The 16,390-nt window shown below is 67.5% G+C and carries 16 protein-coding genes and 2 pseudogenes; 9 read left to right on the top strand and 9 right to left on the bottom strand.

The genetic code is table 11. From position 1 onward, the window contains the following. Positions 1–37: 37 nt before the first annotated feature. Together accC and aat are read left to right on the top strand one after the other, a co-directional pair. Positions 38–1,381 carry an acetyl-CoA carboxylase biotin carboxylase subunit gene (accC, locus tag FRZ61_RS07095; RefSeq protein ID WP_151116074.1) on the top strand — a complete coding sequence of 448 codons (1,344 nt, stop codon included), beginning with the start codon at positions 38–40 and terminating at the stop codon, positions 1,379–1,381. 54 nt (positions 1,382–1,435) lie between these two features. Beyond that, entirely contained in the window at positions 1,436–2,065 is a 630-nt protein-coding gene (gene aat, locus FRZ61_RS07090; RefSeq protein ID WP_151120731.1) for a leucyl/phenylalanyl-tRNA--protein transferase, read from the top strand. On the opposite strand, the gene FRZ61_RS07085 is transcribed toward aat, so the two are convergent. The 8 genes and pseudogenes from FRZ61_RS07085 to FRZ61_RS07055 all read right to left on the bottom strand — a co-directional run bounded on the left by FRZ61_RS07085 (position 2,002) and on the right by FRZ61_RS07055 (position 6,536). Further along, a complete protein-coding gene (locus tag FRZ61_RS07085; RefSeq protein WP_225309159.1) occupies positions 2,002–2,445 on the bottom strand; it encodes a DUF2155 domain-containing protein in 444 nt (147 codons plus the stop codon). The two genes, aat and FRZ61_RS07085, sit on opposite strands and share 64 nt — an antisense overlap. Beyond that, positions 2,442–2,687 carry a hypothetical protein gene (locus FRZ61_RS07080; protein WP_151116072.1) on the bottom strand — a complete coding sequence of 82 codons (246 nt, stop codon included), beginning with the start codon at positions 2,685–2,687 and terminating at the stop codon, positions 2,442–2,444. The genes FRZ61_RS07085 and FRZ61_RS07080 overlap by 4 nt, the downstream gene beginning before the upstream one ends. 101 nt (positions 2,688–2,788) lie before the next feature. Then, complete coding sequence (locus FRZ61_RS07075) at positions 2,789–3,565, bottom strand: class I SAM-dependent methyltransferase (protein ID WP_151116070.1); 777 nt, start codon at positions 3,563–3,565, stop codon at positions 2,789–2,791. Between the two features lie 7 nt (positions 3,566–3,572). Continuing rightward, positions 3,573–3,845 (bottom strand): annotated as a pseudogene (locus FRZ61_RS26585) (outer membrane lipid asymmetry maintenance protein MlaD); the annotation flags it as partial. Further along, on the bottom strand, positions 3,818–3,925 hold the full coding sequence (locus FRZ61_RS26580) for a hypothetical protein (RefSeq protein ID WP_263641764.1): 108 nt from the start codon (positions 3,923–3,925) through the stop codon (positions 3,818–3,820). The pseudogene FRZ61_RS26585 and the gene FRZ61_RS26580, both read right to left, overlap by 28 nt. A gap of 335 nt (positions 3,926–4,260) precedes the next feature. Continuing rightward, positions 4,261–4,362, bottom strand: a pseudogene (locus FRZ61_RS26875) (NADH-ubiquinone oxidoreductase subunit NDUFA12 family protein); the annotation flags it as partial. A 1,278-nt stretch (positions 4,363–5,640) separates the two neighbouring features. After that, positions 5,641–5,964, bottom strand: coding sequence for a LysR substrate-binding domain-containing protein (locus FRZ61_RS07060; protein WP_263641763.1), 324 nt, complete (start codon positions 5,962–5,964; stop codon positions 5,641–5,643). Then, entirely contained in the window at positions 5,964–6,536 is a 573-nt protein-coding gene (locus FRZ61_RS07055) for a LysR family transcriptional regulator (protein WP_151116066.1), read from the bottom strand. The genes FRZ61_RS07060 and FRZ61_RS07055 overlap by 1 nt, the downstream gene beginning before the upstream one ends. Before the next feature lie 121 nt (positions 6,537–6,657). Between FRZ61_RS07055 and FRZ61_RS07050 the strand changes: the two genes are divergently transcribed. Then, positions 6,658–7,545: a dimethylarginine dimethylaminohydrolase family protein gene (locus FRZ61_RS07050; RefSeq protein ID WP_151116064.1), complete on the top strand. Its 888-nt coding sequence runs from the start codon at positions 6,658–6,660 to the stop codon at positions 7,543–7,545. 130 nt (positions 7,546–7,675) lie between these two features. Further along, positions 7,676–8,782, top strand: coding sequence for an ABC transporter ATP-binding protein (locus FRZ61_RS07045; protein ID WP_151116062.1), 1,107 nt, complete (start codon positions 7,676–7,678; stop codon positions 8,780–8,782). 8 nt (positions 8,783–8,790) lie between these two features. On the opposite strand, the gene FRZ61_RS07040 is transcribed toward FRZ61_RS07045, so the two are convergent. Next, positions 8,791–10,023 carry a RidA family protein gene (locus FRZ61_RS07040; RefSeq protein ID WP_151116060.1) on the bottom strand — a complete coding sequence of 411 codons (1,233 nt, stop codon included), beginning with the start codon at positions 10,021–10,023 and terminating at the stop codon, positions 8,791–8,793. Between the two features lie 155 nt (positions 10,024–10,178). Between FRZ61_RS07040 and FRZ61_RS07035 the strand changes: the two genes are divergently transcribed. The 5 genes from FRZ61_RS07035 to FRZ61_RS07015 all read left to right on the top strand — a co-directional run bounded on the left by FRZ61_RS07035 (position 10,179) and on the right by FRZ61_RS07015 (position 16,131). Further along, the gene (locus tag FRZ61_RS07035) at positions 10,179–11,294 is read left to right on the top strand and encodes an ABC transporter substrate-binding protein (protein WP_151116058.1); all 1,116 of its coding nucleotides are present in this window, start codon (positions 10,179–10,181) and stop codon (positions 11,292–11,294) included. A 46-nt stretch (positions 11,295–11,340) separates the two neighbouring features. Beyond that, positions 11,341–12,228 (top strand): ABC transporter permease, encoded by an 888-nt coding sequence (locus tag FRZ61_RS07030; protein WP_151116056.1) that lies wholly within the window; start codon positions 11,341–11,343, stop codon positions 12,226–12,228. A 13-nt stretch (positions 12,229–12,241) separates the two neighbouring features. After that, positions 12,242–13,060 (top strand): ABC transporter permease, encoded by an 819-nt coding sequence (locus FRZ61_RS07025; protein WP_151116054.1) that lies wholly within the window; start codon positions 12,242–12,244, stop codon positions 13,058–13,060. A gap of 31 nt (positions 13,061–13,091) precedes the next feature. After that, positions 13,092–14,720: a M20/M25/M40 family metallo-hydrolase gene (locus FRZ61_RS07020; RefSeq protein ID WP_225309156.1), complete on the top strand. Its 1,629-nt coding sequence runs from the start codon at positions 13,092–13,094 to the stop codon at positions 14,718–14,720. 193 nt (positions 14,721–14,913) lie between these two features. Then, complete coding sequence (locus tag FRZ61_RS07015) at positions 14,914–16,131, top strand: acyltransferase family protein (RefSeq protein ID WP_191909334.1); 1,218 nt, start codon at positions 14,914–14,916, stop codon at positions 16,129–16,131. Positions 16,132–16,390: the final 259 nt, after the last annotated feature.

Here is a 16,390-nt window from a genome sequence, read left to right as displayed (position 1 = left end):
ACGGCGGCGGCACGCGGCAACCGGTCATGGGACGGGCATGTTCGAGAAAGTCCTGATCGCGAACCGCGGCGAGATCGCGCTTCGCATCCATCGTGCCTGCCGCGAGATGGGCATCCGCACGGTCGCGGTGCATTCGACGGCGGATTCGGACGCCATGCATGTGCGCCTCGCCGACGAGGCGGTCTGCATCGGTCCGCCGCCCTCGCGCCAGAGCTATCTCAACATCCCCGCGATCCTGTCGGCCGCGACCATCACGGGCGCCGACGCCATCCATCCCGGCATCGGCTTCCTGTCGGAGAACGCGCAGTTCGCCGGCATGGTCGAGGAGCACGGCTTCACCTTCATCGGCCCGGCGCCCGAGCATATCAGCCTGATGGGCGACAAGGTCGCCGCCAAGGACGCGGCGCGCTCGCTCAACATCCCCGTGGTGCCCGGCTCCGACGGCGCCATCACCAACGATGCCGACGCCATGACTCTCGCCGACGGCATCGGCTACCCCGTGCTGATCAAGGCCGCGGCGGGCGGCGGCGGCAAGGGCATGAAGGTCGCCAATGCGCGCGCCGAGATGAGCCAGGCGCTCAGCCTCGCGCGCGCCGAGGCCAAGGCCAATTTCGGCAATGACGCGGTCTATATGGAGAAATACCTCTCCCATCCGCGCCATATCGAGATCCAGATCCTGGCCGACGCGCATGGCAACGTCGTGCATCTGGGCGAACGCGACTGCTCGCTGCAGCGCCGTCACCAGAAGGTGCTCGAGGAGGCGCCCTCGCCCGCCCTCAATGCCGCCCAGCGCCAGAAGGTCGGCGATATCGCCACCTCGGCGATGCGCCGTCTCGGCTATCGCAGCGCCGGCACGATCGAGTTCCTGTTCCAGGACGGCGAGTTCTACTTCATCGAGATGAACACGCGCCTGCAGGTCGAGCATCCGGTCTCCGAGATGATCACCGGCATCGACCTGGTGCGCGAGCAGATCCGGGTCGCGACCGGCGCGCCCCTGAGCTTCCGCCAGGAGGACATCACCTTCACCGGCCACGCGATCGAATGCCGCGTGAACGCCGAGAACCCCGACACCTTCGCGCCGTCGCCGGGCCGCATCACCGACTATCACGCGCCGGGAGGCTTGGGCGTGCGGGTGGATTCCGCGCTTTACAGCGGCTACCGCGTGCCGCCCAACTACGACAGCCTGATCGCGAAGCTGATCGTGCATGGATCGAGCCGCAACGAATGCCTGATGCGACTGAGGCGCGCGCTCGAGGAGTTCGTGATCGGCGGCGTCGATACCAGCATCCCCCTCCATCGCCGGCTGGTGGGAGCGAGCGACTTCATCAACGGCGACTACGATATCCGCTGGCTCGAGAAGTTCGTGGCGCCGAAGGAGTGACGCTTCAGAGACCATGAGGGCGAGGTGAGCGGCCGGGAACGCATCACTGCCGATATGCTCCTGCGGGCCTATGCCTGCGGGGTCTTCCCGATGGCCGAGGGCCGCGAGGATCCGGAGCTGCACTGGATCGACCCGAAGCGCCGCGGCGTGCTGCCGCTCGACCGCTTCCACCTGCCCCACCGCCTCGCCCGCACCGTGCGCTCCAACCGCTACCAGGTGCGCTGCGACACCGCCTTCGCCGAGACCGTGATGGCTTGCGCCGAGGCGGCCCCCGGCCGCAACGAGACCTGGATCAACCAGGACATCCTGCGGCTGATGCGCCAGCTCTTCGACCTCGGCTATGCGCACAGCGTGGAATGCTGGGACCAGGACAGGATGGTCGGCGGCCTCTACGGCGTGTCGCTGGGCGGGGCCTTCTTCGGCGAGAGCATGTTCAGCCGCGCGCGCGACGCCAGCAAGGTGGCGCTGGTCCATCTGGTGCTGCGGCTCAAGATCGGCGGCTATCGGCTGCTCGATACGCAGTTCGTGACCGAGCATCTGAAGCAGTTCGGCGCCATCGAGATCAGCCGGGCCGAGTATCAGCGCCAGCTCGCCGCCGCCATCCCGGTGCCGACGCGTTTCTACGGCGTCGTGCCGGACTCGCTCGTGGCGGGCTTCACGCAATCCACCACCCAGATGTCGTAGATCGGATGCTCGAGCGCCGACAGCGCCGGGCTCGAGGCGAACATCCAGCCCGAGAACACCGTCTTGGAGGGCTCGCCCGTCTTGGTCTCGACGATCTCGAGGAAGGCGGCGCTCTCCGGCGTCTCTTCCGGAGGACGCTTGTCGCAGGCGCGCACCGTCACCTCGAGCGACCCCAGCTCGGTGGCGCTGCCCACGGGCACCTCGATCGTGGCCACGCGCGCCGTGACCTTGTCGAGCGTGCGCAGCACCGCGACCGGGAACGGATCGGCTCCCGCCGGCGCGGCGGCAAGCAGCGCCGGCATCCCGGCGGCCAGGATCGACAACGGAGCGAGGCCGCGGCGAAGAGCGGCGCTCCAATCGCGGAAGGGGCCGGGCTTCACTTGTTCTTGCGGTAGGGGTTGTCGAGCGACAGGACGAGATCCTCGAGCACCTTGCGGATCTGCGCCTCGTCGCAGCCCATCAGGATCGCGTCTTCGAGCGCGTCCTGGGCGAGCTGGCGGATCTCCGAGAGATTCTCGTTCAGCACTTTGATCTTCTCGGTGCAGGACAGCACCTTCCCGTCCGGCTGACGCCAGACCGGGAATGAAGGGTTTCGATCGCCGCGTTTCACGGGTTGGTTCATGCCTGCCTCGCGCCCGCCATCTCAAGTGGGCGCCGGACGCCACCATAGCAAGCCCGACGCCGCCAGAGAAGAGTCGGGGGCGGGCATTAATCCTTGATGAATCATGGCTTTTCAGCGGCGAAGCGGAGCCGGACGTAATCGGCATGCCACTGCCCCTCGGCATTGCGCAGCCGCGGCGCGAGCGCCGCCTCGACCTCGGCGATATAGGCCGACCGTTCCGCCGCCGGCAGGCGGCGGGTGAAGCTTTCGGCGAAGGTCTCGAGCCAGCCCGCCATGGCACCCGGCAACGGCGTCGGCCGCTCGATCAGGGCGATGCTGCAGACCCTGAAGCCGTGCCGTTCGAGCCGGGCGCGGTAATCCTCGGGCGTGGGAAAGAACCAGGGGGCCGCCGCCCGTCCGTCGTGACCGCGCCGGTCGAGCGCCGCCACCAGCGCGCCCAGGATGGCCGCGACATTGTCGCCGCCGCCCATCTCGGCCACGAAGCGGCCGCCCGGCTCGAGCGCGCGCCAGACGCCGTCGATCACCGCATCGGCGCGCTTCATCCAATGGAGCGCCGCGTTGGAAAAGACGGCGTCGAAGCCGCCTTCGAAGCTCATGGCCTCGCCGCTCATGACCCGGGCATCGAGGCCGCGGGCGCGGGCCGCGGCGATCTGCTCCGGGCTCGAATCGATTCCGACCACCCGGGCGCCGGCCGCCACCAGCCGTTCGGTCAGCACGCCGTCGCCGCAACCGAGATCGAGGATGCGCTCGCCGGGCCGGGGCGCCAGAAGCTCCAGCACGGGCGCCCCCAGCACCGGGACGAAGCCCGCGTTGCGCTGGTAGCGATCGGGATCCCAATGCTGGGAGGGTGCCGGCGGCGGGTTCTTTTCGGCCGGCATGGCGGCCCTACTGCTGGTTCTGCGAGCCCGAGGAAGAGGAGGACGAGCCGCCCGAACCGGTCGAGCTGAAGATGAAGCGCCCGATCAGATCGACCAGGTTGAGCGGGTCCTGGGTCTTCCTGATCTCGCCGCCCGGCGGAATCATGGTGTCGTCGGCACCGGGCTCGAGCGCCATGTAGGGATTGCCGAGCAGGCCGTCGGAGAGGATGCGCGCCGAGCTGTCGGTCGGCAGCTGCACATCGTTGAGGATGCTCATCCGCACCTCGGCGAGATAGGTCTTGGGATCGAGATGGGTGAAAGCACGGAACCCACCTTGATTCCGCTCAGGCGGACCTCGCTGCCGGGCGAGATGCCGTCCACGCGGTTGAACTTGGCCAGCACCGTAGCCTCGACCTGGCTGACATTGCTGCTGCTATAGGCGAAGGCGAGGAAGGGTGGCTGCCACCAGCAGCACCACCGCTCCCATCATCGTCTCGATTGCATTGCGCTTCATGCCACGTCCCTCGGGCGTCCGAACGGATTGGGCGACCCTGGCGGCCGATGCGTGAGCCGCGGCACCGGCGATCAGTTCGGAACCCACGGCTCGTAGTCGCCGCTGGCCTGGCGCGCTGACCGCCTTCGAGCACATGGCCCGGCGGGCGATAGGCTTCGACCGTGCCGGTCAGGTTGGGCTCATGTTCCTTTTGCCAGGGACGATGCGTCTCCTGGCCCGTCGGCGGCGGCACCGGGCTGCCATGCAGCCAGCCATGCCATTCGGCCGGCACTTCCGAGGCCTCCGGCTCGCCGTTATAGATCACCCAGCGCCGCTCGCGGCCATGCAGCGGGCGCTTGCCGCGGAAGTAGCGATTGCCCGTAGCGGTCGGTGCCGACCGGCACACCCCAAAGCAACGTGTAAAGACGCGTACCCAGCCATCGGTCGGTCATGCGCTCCCTATCGGCGCGGCGGGAAGGCGGCATCAGATATCAAAACAGGGGCCGCCGGTCAGGCGCCCCCCCTTCTTTGGGCGGCCACTATGGCATCCGTCCGGCGGCCCGTCCAGCCGCTCGGCGGGCTGGACAGCGCCAATCCGGCCCGATAGATCAACGGCTTGCCGGTGCCGCCCGGAAGTTCCCGCGCATCCTCCGGAGTCCCGAGACCGCCCCCGCCTCCTCGACCGATCGCAGCGGCCCGACCGCCCAGGCCGTACCGGAGTCGCATCGGCATGAAGCCATGGGTTTCGCCTTCATCGTCGGCTGCGCCACGGCTTCGCCTTCATCACGCCCTTCTCGCGCATCTCCTATGACAGCGGCGCCACGCCGCTCACCATCGTCACGCTGCGCACGGCCGCCTTCGTGCTGGTGGCGCTGATCCTGCTGGTGATCCGGCGTCAGCGGCTGCGACTCTCGCGCCATGGGCTGATCAACACGCTTTGGCTCTCGATCACCGCCTATGGCAGTCGGTCGGTTACCTGAGCTCGGTCGCCTTCATCCCGGTCTCGCTGGCGGTGCTGATCCTCTATACGAACCCGCTGCTGGCGGGATTGATGAGCGCCCTCTCCGGCCGCGAACGGCTGTCGCTCGGCAAAGGCGCCGCCATCCTCGTCGCTTTCGTCGGCCTCGCCTTCGCGATCGGCCCACCTTCGATGTGCTCGACTGGCGCGCATCGCCTGGGCACTGGCGGCCTCCCTCTCCGTCGCCGCGACCAGCGTCTTCGGTGGCGTGCGCTCGCGCAGGATCCGCCGCTGACGATGAGCTTCTTCACCAATCTGTGGCTGCTGCGCTGGTGCTGCTGCTGGGCCGTTCACGGGAAGCTGGGGCCTGCCCGGCAGCGCGCTGGCGGGCTCGCCGCCGCGGCGCCGTCTCCTGCTACATCACGGCTACTGCTGTGGTTCCTGGCCTGCGGCGGATCACCGGCATGCAGTCGCGATGATGATGAATATGAGCCGGTGGTGACGATCGCCTTCGCGGTCATCGTGCTCGGCGAACGGCTCACGCCCGTCCAATATGGCGGGGTGGTCGCGACCACCTCGCCTTATGGCCTTCTCGCTCGGCAGCCGTCGCCGTCGCGGCGCCTGACGCCCCTCTCTCGAATCGGCCTAACGCGCGAAGCTCTGGCCCGCCTCGTCGAGCAGCCAGTCGATGAAGGCGCGCACGCGCGGCACCTGCAGCTGGTCCGGATCGCAGACCAGGTAATAATAGGAGGTCGCCGGCACGCCGAGGCCGAAGAGCCGTACCAGCGAGCCGCTGGCCAGTTCCTCGGTCGCGATCGCCTTGTCGCCCAGCGCCACGCCCAGCCCCTGCACCGCCGCCTCGATGCTGAGCAGTGCCGTGCCCATGCGCAGGCCGGCACTGCCGTCGACCCCTTCGACGCCGCCGACCAGGAGCCAGTTGGACCAGGCCGTGCCGTCATCGTCGTGGATCAGCGTGTGCCTGGCCAGGTCCGCCGGCTCGCGCAGCGGCGCCCCGGCATTGGATCAGGCGCGGGCTGCAGATCGGAAAGAGATCGATGCTGGCGATGAGCCGGTCCATTTCCGCTTCCAGGGCCCGCGCCCGTAATCGATGGTGAGATCGGCCTCCTCGCCGCGCTCGCGGGCACCGGCCGGAAAGGCAGCAGCCCGAGCTCGATCTGCGGATAGGCATCGCGGAAGCGCGCGAGGCGCGGCAGCAGCCACTTGGCGGCGAAGGCGATCGGCAGCTTGATGGCGAGGCGCCCGTCGAGATCGGGCCTCGACAGCCGGGCCGAGGCGTCGGCGATGAGATCGAGCGCCTGCTGCACCGAGGGCAGAAGCTGCTGGCCGGCCAGGGTCAGCGCCAGATGGCGGCCGCGGCGCTCGAACAGCTCGACGCTGAGCGCCTCCTCGAGTGCGCGGACCTGGTGGCTGACCGCGCCGTGGGTGACGTTGAGCTCGGCGGCGGCCCGGGTCATGCCGCCATGGCGCGCGGCGGCCTCGAAAGCGCGCAGCGGGTTGAGCGGCGGCAGGCGGCGCGGCATGGCTTCCCTCTTCGTTATATTTTCTCACAATGAAAGGCCAATCTTTGTCCATTGCGAGAGAGTTTTTCAAGCCATAGGATCGGGATCAAAGCACAGGCTTCAATTCCATCGGGAGGACGCCATGACGACGGGAAACGGCAAGGGCAACGGCGGCGGTTGGGGCGTGAATTCGGAGTATGGCCGTCTGCGCGACGTGCTGCTCTGCGAGCCGGTGAACTTCAAATGGCTGCCGACCAGCTCGATCTCGAAGGCCACCCTGCGCTCCGGCGCCAAGTTCGACCGGCAGCTCGCCATGCGCCAGCACCGCGAGATGGTGCAGGCCTATGAGGAAGGCGGCACCAAGGTCCATTTCCTCGAGCCCGACGAGGCCCTGCCCTACCAGGTCTATGCGCGCGATTCGAGCTTCATGACGCCCTACGGCGCGGTCGTGACCCAGATGCATCAATGGTGGCGGCGCGGCGAATACGCCCCGGTCATCAATTTCTACCAGTCGAAGGGCATCCCGATCTTCAAGATGATCACGGCCTCCGCCTTCGAGGGCGGCGATTTCGACGTGATCGAGCCCAACACGGTGCTGATCGGCTTCTGCGGCGAGCGCACCCAGGAGCCGGCGGCGCAGCAGGTCAAGGGCTGGATGGAGGAGAAGGGCTGGGAAGTGAAGCTCGCCCCCATCGCCGAGCACTACGTCCATATCGACCTGATGGTCTGCATGCTGGCGCCGAAGCTGGCGGCGGTCTGCCCCGACACCACCGAGGACTGGGTGCTCGACTGGCTCAAGGCCAAGAAGATCGAGATGATCCCGGTGAACTACCGCGACACCATGGGGCTCGGCTGCAACGTGATGTCGCTCGGCGACAGCAAGATCATCTCGACCCTGCAGTCGAAGGAGCTCAATAAGACGCTGCGCGCCGCCGGATTTACCGTTTATGATCCGGACATGACCATGTTCACCATGGGCGGTGGCGGCGTGCATTGCATGGCCCAGGCGCTGCGCCGCGATCCGGTCTGACCGCCCGACAAGGGCGGCGGACGCCAAGGCTGTCCCCTCGAACGGGCCCGCAGAGGCCCGGAACGGGCGGCTTTACAACAGGGGGACGCTGGCAGCGGTGCCGGGAACAGCGACTGCAACCAATCCGACGTTGGCTCGATCGACCGCCACGGCGCCGGCCGGGCATGGGCTCGCCTTCCGCGGGGTCTCGAAGCATTACGGCATCGTGCGCGCCGTTGACAGCGTCGATCTCGACGTCGCGCGCGGCGAGTTCCTGACCCTGCTCGGGCCCTCGGGCTCGGGCAAGACCACGATGCTGATGATGATCGCAGGCTTCACCGCGCCTTCGGCCGGCGAGATCCTGCTCGACGGCAAGGCGATCACCCATCTGCCGCCCGAGAAGCGCAATTTCGGGATGGTGTTCCAGGGCTATGCCCTGTTCCCCCATCTCTCGGTCTTCGACAATGTCGCCTTTCCGCTCAAGGTGCGCCGCCGCCCCGCCGAGGACATCAAGCGCGAGGTCGGCCGCGCGCTCGAACTGGTGCAGCTCACATCCCTCGCCGACCGCATGCCGCGCCAGCTTTCGGGCGGCCAGCAGCAGCGCGTGGCGCTGGCGCGCGCCCTCGTCTTCACGCCAGAAATCCTGCTGCTCGACGAGCCCCTGGGCGCCCTCGACCGCAAGCTCAGGACCGAGGTCCAGATCGAGCTCAAGCAGCTCCATGAGCGCATCCGCACCACCTTCGTCTATGTGACGCACGACCAGGAAGAGGCGCTCTCCATGTCCGATCGCATCGCCATCGTGCGCGACGGGCGGTTCGTGCAGATCGGGCGCCCGGCCGATCTCTACGAGCGGCCGGCGACCCGCTTCGTGGCGGGCTTCCTCGGCGAAAGCAACTTCATCAAGGGCCGCGTGAACGGGCCGGCCGAGGGCGGCTTCAGCTACGGCACCGGCGGCGAGAGCTTCCGCCAGAAGGCCTCGCCCGTCCCCGCGGCCGGCAGCGAGGTGCTGCTCGCCATGCGGCCGGAAAAGATCGCGGTGGCCGCCGACGCCTCGATCGCCGCCACCAACCGGATCCAGGGCCGGGTCACGAGCTGGAATTATTTCGGCAGCGATTTCCACTTCACGGTCGCGACCCAGAGCCTCGGTCAGCTCGCCGTGCGCTGCCCCGCCTGGCGCATAAAGCTCGAGCCGCGCAACGAGATGCAGGTCTGGCTCGGCTGGGACGCCGACGCCGCCGTCGTGGTGGCGGACGATTGAGCGCGGCGTCACCCCACCATCGCGACGATCTCGATCTCGATCACCATCTGCTCATAGGCGAGGAAGGGCAGCGGGATGCCGGTGGTGGCGGGACCGGGCTCGGTGAAGCAGGCGGAGCGCACGCTGAGGTTCTTGTGCAACTGCTCGCCCGAGGCGCCGCCCTCATAGAAGGCCGTGACCTTCACCACATCGTCGAAGCCGGCGCCGAAACCCGCCAGCACGCGCCGGATGTTCTCCATCGCGATCCGGGTCTGGGCCACCAGGTCGCCGGGCTCGATCACCTGGCCCTTGGGGGTAAGCGCCACCTGCCCGCCCAGATAGATCATCGGGCCGCAGCGGATCCCATGCTTGTAGGGCAGATGGATCGGCCAGTCCCAATGGCCCTCCGGCCAGACATGGCTGCGGGGCAGACGGCGCCCGTCCTTGCCCAGCATCGCCGTGATCTCGGTGCGCGCCATCAGGCCGGCCCGCGCATGGCGCGGCAGCGGAATGCCGGTGGCCGCCGGACCGGGCTCGGCGAAATAGCGGGCCCGGACCCGGGCCGCCCCCTCCCAATCGGCAAACTGGCCCGCACCGGTATAGTAGGTGTTGATCTTGACCGCATCGTCATGGGCCGCGCCGAACCCGTGCAGCACCTCGCCGATGCGGTCCATGACGATCTGGCTCTGGCGTACGATGTCGCCCGCGGCCATCACCGCCCCGTTCGCGTCGGTGGCGCTGAGCCCGCCCACGAAGATCATCTCGCCGCAGCGCACGCCATGGGAGAGCGGCGCCGGCAAGGGGGCCGCCCCGCGCAGGGCCACCCCCTGCCGCTCCAGGCGGCGTCCGTCGGTGCCGCGCATGGCGACCGCCTCGATCTCGACCAACATGCCGGGATAGGCCAGCGCCGGCAGCGGCACCAGCATGATGGCCGGGCCGGGCCCCTGGGCCGGCAATTGTCGTGCGACATCGGCCAGGAAGCGCTGCTCGTCCCGGCTACCGTCGTTCTGGTAGAAGGCGATCAGCTTCACCACGTCGCCCAGATCGGCTCCCAGCCCGCGCAGCACCTTGTCGATATGGCCCATCACCGCCGCCGTCTGGGTGGCGAGGTCGCCGGCATGGAGCACGTTGCCCCGGCTGTCGAGATCGACCTGGCCGCCGACGAACAGCATCTCGCCGCAGCGGATCCCATGCTTGTGCGAGACATGGATCGGCCAGTCCCAGTGGCCCTCCGGCCAGCTATGGGTGCGGGTCATCGCCATGGGTTCCTGTTTCCTTTCGTCGAGAGCGGCCCGAAGGCCGCCGCTCTTGGCGTGCCAAGCTCGCGGATGTTAGGATTCCGGGACGGTCCGCAGTCGGGCGGCGTCCTCATCCGATGAGGCATAGAACCATAATCCGACATGCTTAGGGAGGTATCATGACCGCAAAGAGATTCAGCCAGGACTGCGTCGAGATCGCGCTCGCCAATCTCAAGGCCGGCCGGATCAGCCGCCGCAGCTTCCTCGCCGCCAGCGCCTTCGCGGGTGCCGGCGCCGTGGCCTTGTCGTCCGGCGACCTGCTCGCCGCCGGCAAGCCGAAACAGATCGTGCATGCGAACTGGGGCGGCGATGCCGTCCGCTGCACCGGCGACATCTATGGCAAGGCCTTCACCGCGAAGACCGGCATTCCGGTCGTCGTCGACGGCTCGGGCCCGCTCGAGGGCAGCATCAAGGCGCAGGTCGACGCCAAGAACGTCACCTGGGACTGCTGCGACAGCGACTTCTTCTCGGTGCTGCGGCTGGGCCGTGCCCATGAGGCTGAGCCCGTCGACTACTCGATCGTCGACCGCAACGGCTACATGGCGCCCTACACCCACGATTACGGCGTGCTGGGCTACTGGTACAGCTACACCATGACCTGGGACACCGAGAAGCTCGGCAAGAAAGCGCCGACCTGGGCCGACTTCTTCGATGTCGACAAGATCCCCGGCAAGCGCACCTTGTTCAAATACATGAACGGCGCGCTCGAAGCGGCCCTCCTCGCCGACGGCGTGCCGCCGGAGAAGATCTACCCGCTCGATGTGGACCGGGCGCTGGCCAAGATCGAGAAGATCAAGGACCATATCGTGTTCTGGGATTCGGGCGCGGCGAGCCAGCAGATGTTCCTCGACGGCGAGGTCGTCATGGGCAGCCTCTGGCAGACCCGCAGCCAGCTCATCAAGCAGGACACCAAGGGACGGGTCGACTGGACCTTCGACCAGGGCAATGCCTGCCCGGCCGGCTGGGTGATCCCGCGCGGCAACCCGGCGGGCAACGAGTGGGGCAACCGCTGGCTCGCCCATCTCCAGACGCCGGAGCTGCAGGTCGAAGCCATGCGCTGCTTCGGCCAGGGTCCGGCCAATCCCAAGTCCTACGACATCATGTCGGCGGAGGAACGGGCCATCACGCCGGGCACGCCGGAGAATCTGAAAAAGCAGATTCCGCTCGATTCCGAGTATTTCTCGGCGCATTACGACGACGTGCTCAACGCCTTCCTCGACATGATCTCGGCCTGATCGGTCGATACGCCGCGGCCGGCTTCGGCCGGCCGCGGCGATCATCATGAGCAGCAGCGCAGGGACGATCGCCCTGGAGACTGGCGTTCCGCGAGGCCCGCAGCCTTCGCGGATCAACCCCTATTGGGTGCTGGTGCTGCCGCTCGTCCTGTTCCTGGTCGTCCTCTACCTCTACCCGATCGGCCAGGTGCTCTGGATCAGCTTCTCGGATCCGGAGGTCGGGTTTCAGAACTACGAGCGCCTGGTCACCAACCGCGGCATCCTCAGGATGCTCGGCAATACCTTCCGCATCTGCTTCATCACCACCGCCATCAGCCTGCTGCTGGGCTATCTCATCGCCTATGCCATGGCGCATGTGACCGAGCGCCACCGCATCTGGATCCTGATGTTCGTGCTGGTGCCGTTCTGGGTCTCGGTGCTGGCGCGCGCCTTCTCCTGGGTCGTGCTGCTGCATGACAACGGCATCATCAACCGCGCGCTGATGGATTGGGGCCTCACCACCGAGCCGGTCCATCTGGTGCGCAACGAGCTGGGCGTGCTGATCGGCATGGTCCATTACATGGTCCCCTATGCCGTGCTGCCGCTCTACGCCAACCTCCGCGGCATCGACCCGCGCCTCGTCAGCGCCGCGCGGGGCCTGGGAGCGGGCCCGTTCGAATCCTTCTGGCGCGTCTATCTGCCCTTGAGCCTGCCCGGCATCGCGGGCGCCGGCCTGCTGGTCTTCATCCTGACGCTGGGCTTTTTCGTGACGCCCTCGATCCTGGGCGGCGGCAAGACCCTGATGATCGCCGAATATGTCAGCGTCCAGATCCTGCAGACCGTGCGCTGGGGCATCGGCGCCATGCTGGCCATGGTGCTGCTGATCCTGGTGTTCCTCGTCTTCGCCGTCATGTCGCGCGTGGTCGATCTGCGCAGCATGTTCGGGGCCAAGTGAGGGAGGCCCGGTCATGAGCGAACGCTATGGCTGGCGGTTCGGGGTCGTGCTGGCCGCCACCTGGCTGGTGCTGATGTTCCTGGTGCTGCCGATCTTCGTCTCGGCGCCGATCTCGCTCACGCCCGAGCGGTTCCTGACCCTGCCCAAGGACGCGGTCACGCTGCGCAACTACGAGAACCTGGTGACGAACCCGAACTGGACCTCCAGCATCTGGCAGAGCCTGGTCGTCGCCGTCGTCTCCACCCTGATCTCGACGACGCTCGGCACGCTCTGCGCGATCGGGCTCTGGCGCATCGCCAGCCGCTGGTCGGAGCTGGTGCGGGGCTTCGTGCTGCTCCCCATCATCGTGCCCTCGATCGTCTCCGCCCTCGCCTTCTACCGGATCTTCGTCGATCTCCGGCTGCTCGACAGCTATCCGGGCATCATCCTGGCGCACACGGTGCTCTCGGTGCCCTATGTCGTGATCACCGTCTCGACCTCGCTCGCCAATTTCGACCTCCGGCTCGAGCAGGCCGCGCGCAACCTCGGCGCCGACATGAAGCAGACCCTGCGGATGGTGATCCTGCCCTGCATCGCGCCCGGCGTGCTGGCGGGGGCCGTCTTCGCCTTCATCTCGTCCTGGGACGAGATCGTGGTCACGCTCTTCATCACCAAGCTCAACATCTTCACCCTGCCGCGGCGCATGTGGGACGGCATCCGCGACCAGGCCGATCCCACCATTGCCGCTTGCGCCACCACCCTGATCTTCATCACCATCCTGGTGATCGGCTCGCAGATGTGGCTGCGCGCGCGCCGCCTCAAGGCGCAGTCGCAAGCCGAAACCGCCGCCTGACGGCGCGCCAGACCCTCCAAGGAGATCCACCATGCCCGACGATCGTCCGAGCCAGGCCGCGGCACGGTCCTGGACGCCGGCCGCCATGACGATGGCGAAGGAGACCGCCTTCGACTGGGTGAAGGCCCATGAAGGCTGGCTCTCCAAACGCCATACCGAGGTCTGGAACTTCCACGAGACGGCCTGGCGCGAATACCGCTCGGCCGCCTGGTACGTGAAGCTCCTGCGCGAGCAGGGCTTCGACGTCGAGGAAGGCACCGCCACCATGCCGACGGCGTTCCGCGCCACCTTCGGCAAGGGCAAGCCCGTGATCGCGACCTATGCCGAGTATGACGCCGTCCCGGCCAACAGCCAGGACCCGGTCCCCTACGAGAAGCCGCGCGACGGCGTCCATAAATACGCGGCCGGCCATACCGATCCGCATTCGGCGCTGGGCCTCGGCGCGCTGGGCGGGCTGCTCGCCGCCAAGGCCGCGATGCAAAAGCACAATCTGCCGGGCACGCTGGTCTTCTTCGGCGAGCCGGCCGAGAAGGTCTGCGGCTCGAAGCCGGTCCATGCCGCCCATGGCTACTACGACCATCTGGACGCCGCGGTGAGCTTCCACCCGGCCTTCACCACCTCGCACGCCAACACGGTTAACTGGGATACGCATTGCGGCTCCTATTGGAGCCGGATGTACACCTTCGAGTGCCCGCATCCGGAAGCATGGGGCGGGATGGGCCTGAGCGAGGGCGCCTCGGCCCACACCATGGCGCGGGCCCCCGGCGCCATCGATGCCGTCTGCCTCATGTATATGACGAGCAAGATGACCAAGGAGGCGATGCTGCCGCATGCCGGCACCTGGACCATCAACGAGGCGATCCTCGCGGCCGGCCAGGCGACGGCCGACAATCTCGCGCCCAATTTCAGCCAGATCCAGTATGCGAGCCGCTGCCCGACGCTGGCGATGCAGGAGCGGATCTACGCCATCCTCGACAACAATGCGGATCACGTGGCGTCGATCACCCACTGCACCGTGCGCAAGGAATGGGTGACCAAGACCCGGCCCGGCCTGCCCAACCATGCAATCACAACGCTCACCTATGCCAACCTGATGCTGGCGGCGCCGCCGCAATGGGGCGAGGAGGCCAAGAAGTTCGCGCGCGAGATCCAGCGCAATCTGGGCCTGGCGCCGATGGCCGAGCCGATGCATCCCGCCATGTCGGCGCTGATCGACCCGCTGGAGGACGAGGCGCGCATGCGCGCGATCCTGCCGCCCTGGCAGAAGAACTACACCTCGGACGACTACACCGACTATACGTGGCACTGTCCGACCGCGCGCCTCTATGTCGGGCGCGCGATGCTGTCCTCGCCGAAGCCGGGCTACCAGTATCCGAACTGGGTCTGGAACGCGATGGGCGGCTATCCGGCGACGATCGACCCCACGATCTTCAGCGCGGCGCGCGCCATCGCCGGCACGCTGGTCGATCTCCTGAGCGATCCGCAGGCTCTGGCCGCGGCCCAGGCCGAGTTCCGCGAGCGCACCGGCGGCGGCATCGGCGGCTCGCAATGGGTGCCCCCGCTCCTGCCGCGCAACTTCCCCGCCCCGATCCATTACCGCTGGCCGGAATATGTCTCGACCCCGCGCGGCGAGGAATGGTGGATCCCGCAAGGCGCCTGAAATCTCCCAAAGTGAGCGCGTTCACTCGTTCGTCATCCCCGCGCAAAGCGGAGATTCATCGTGATCCAGCGCGCGAGCTTGACGTTGGATCCCCGCCTCCGCGGAGATGGCGATAAGGACAACGGCTCGCAGCAGAGGCAGAAAAGACGTGTCTGTGCCTAGCCCCCTCAATGGGGGAGGTGAAGAAGTCGGGGTGAAAGAGTCCCTCGCCGGGACTTTCACCAGCACTGACGCCGGCTCCGTCCGCCTCGGCTGGCTCGACGATCTGCGCATCCTCGCCGGGGTCCTGATCGTCTTCTTCCATGCGAGCCTCGCCTATAGCGGCGGCAATTGGTGGTATGTCGCCGATGCGAGCCGGGCGGATTTCCTCGAGGCCCCCTTTTCGCTGCTGCGCCCGCTGGCGCTGGGTCTGTTCTTCCTGGTGGCCGGCTACCTGCTGCCGGGCGCGCTCGCGCGCCATGGCCCGCGCGGCTATCTCGAGGAGCGGCTGATCCGGCTGGGCATTCCCCTGCCGATCGGGCTGCTGCTCGTCTTCCCGGTGCTGATGTATGGCTACTACGTCAATTTCCGGGGCTACGGCCCGATCGATATCGGGACCTATCTCTGGCGCATCTATTTCGGCATCGGCGGCCACCATCCCACCGGCTGGACGGGCCCGGGCTGGCCCGACCATCAGCTGGGCCATCTCTGGTTCCTGGAATCGCTCCTCGCCTATAGCGCGATCTATGTCGGTGCCGCCGGTTTATGGCGGCGCCGGCGCCGGCGCCGGGGCAAGCCCGAGGCCGCGCCGGCCCCGAGCCCGCTGCCCGACCTTCTCAATGTCGCGATCGTCATCGTCGGCATCGGCCACCTGGACTTCCTGGTCCGCATGCAGCACCCGCTCTATCACTGGCGCGCGATCGTCGGAGTCTGGCAGGTGCATCTCGCCGACATGCCACGCGAGGCGCTCTGCTTCCTCTTCGGCACCATCGCCGCACGGCGCGGCTGGGCCGAGGCCCTGCCGTCGCGCCTGGCCAAGCCCCTGCTCGGCATCGGCCTTGCGGCCTTCCTGGCGGTGGTCGCCCTCGAATGGGCAGGGCTGCCGCTCTTCATCGCCGGCGGCGCCGGCCTCCATGCCTGGCTCTACGCCATTGGGGAAACCGCGCTCCTGGCGATCCTGGCGCTGGGATTCGTGATCGGGCTACGCGACCGCCAGCCCGCCGGCGGTCGCTGGCACCAGCGCCTCGCCCGCAACAGCTACGGCATCTATCTCTTGCACCTGCCGATCGCGGTCGGGCTGCAATATGCGCTGCGCGGGACCGACCTGCCGGGACTGGCCAAATGGCTCCTGGTCGGGGTCCTGGCGCTGGGGCTCTCGCTCCTTGCCAGCCAGGGCTTGCGGCGCCTGCCGGGCTTTCGCCGCGTGCTTTAGAGGAACGATGGAGTCTGCTCGGCACCCGGTCACAGGGGGCCGTGAGTCTGGAACAAGCGTTTCCGGAGTCCTCGACGCTGCCGGTCCCCTCCTCCTTTTGGAGGGCATTTTGTGCGCCGCAGCAGACATTCACCCTTCCTTAACCATAGGGCGCGGAAAACTGCCATCTGGGGCCTACTAGGCCTATTGCATCGCACTACATCTAGTGTGCTGCCTAAAAATTCACCACAGAATGTGGTTGCAATCGCATGACTCCGCG

It is taken from the genome of Hypericibacter adhaerens (genome assembly GCF_008728835.1).
In the GTDB taxonomy this organism is placed as follows: domain Bacteria; phylum Pseudomonadota; class Alphaproteobacteria; order Dongiales; family Dongiaceae; genus Hypericibacter; species Hypericibacter adhaerens.
The sequence above is the reverse complement of the archived record's forward strand: the minus strand, read 5'-3'. Positions and strand labels throughout refer to the sequence as shown.

Bases quoted from the DNA above. Each gene is read 5' to 3' on its own strand.
- accC (WP_151116074.1), top strand. From the start codon at position 38: ATGTTCGAGAAAGTCCTGATCGCGAACCGCGGCGAGATCGCGCTTCGC.
- aat (WP_151120731.1), top strand. From the start codon at position 1,436: ATGCTCCTGCGGGCCTATGCCTGCGGGGTCTTCCCGATGGCCGAGGGC.
- FRZ61_RS07080 (WP_151116072.1), bottom strand. From the start codon at position 2,687: ATGAACCAACCCGTGAAACGCGGCGATCGAAACCCTTCATTCCCGGTC.
- FRZ61_RS07075 (WP_151116070.1), bottom strand. From the start codon at position 3,565: ATGCCGGCCGAAAAGAACCCGCCGCCGGCACCCTCCCAGCATTGGGAT.
- FRZ61_RS07055 (WP_151116066.1), bottom strand. From the start codon at position 6,536: ATGCCGCGCCGCCTGCCGCCGCTCAACCCGCTGCGCGCTTTCGAGGCC.
- FRZ61_RS07050 (WP_151116064.1), top strand. From the start codon at position 6,658: ATGACGACGGGAAACGGCAAGGGCAACGGCGGCGGTTGGGGCGTGAAT.
- FRZ61_RS07040 (WP_151116060.1), bottom strand. From the start codon at position 10,023: ATGGCGATGACCCGCACCCATAGCTGGCCGGAGGGCCACTGGGACTGG.
- FRZ61_RS07035 (WP_151116058.1), top strand. From the start codon at position 10,179: ATGACCGCAAAGAGATTCAGCCAGGACTGCGTCGAGATCGCGCTCGCC.
- FRZ61_RS07030 (WP_151116056.1), top strand. From the start codon at position 11,341: ATGAGCAGCAGCGCAGGGACGATCGCCCTGGAGACTGGCGTTCCGCGA.
- FRZ61_RS07025 (WP_151116054.1), top strand. From the start codon at position 12,242: ATGAGCGAACGCTATGGCTGGCGGTTCGGGGTCGTGCTGGCCGCCACC.
- FRZ61_RS07020 (WP_225309156.1), top strand. From the start codon at position 13,092: ATGCCCGACGATCGTCCGAGCCAGGCCGCGGCACGGTCCTGGACGCCG.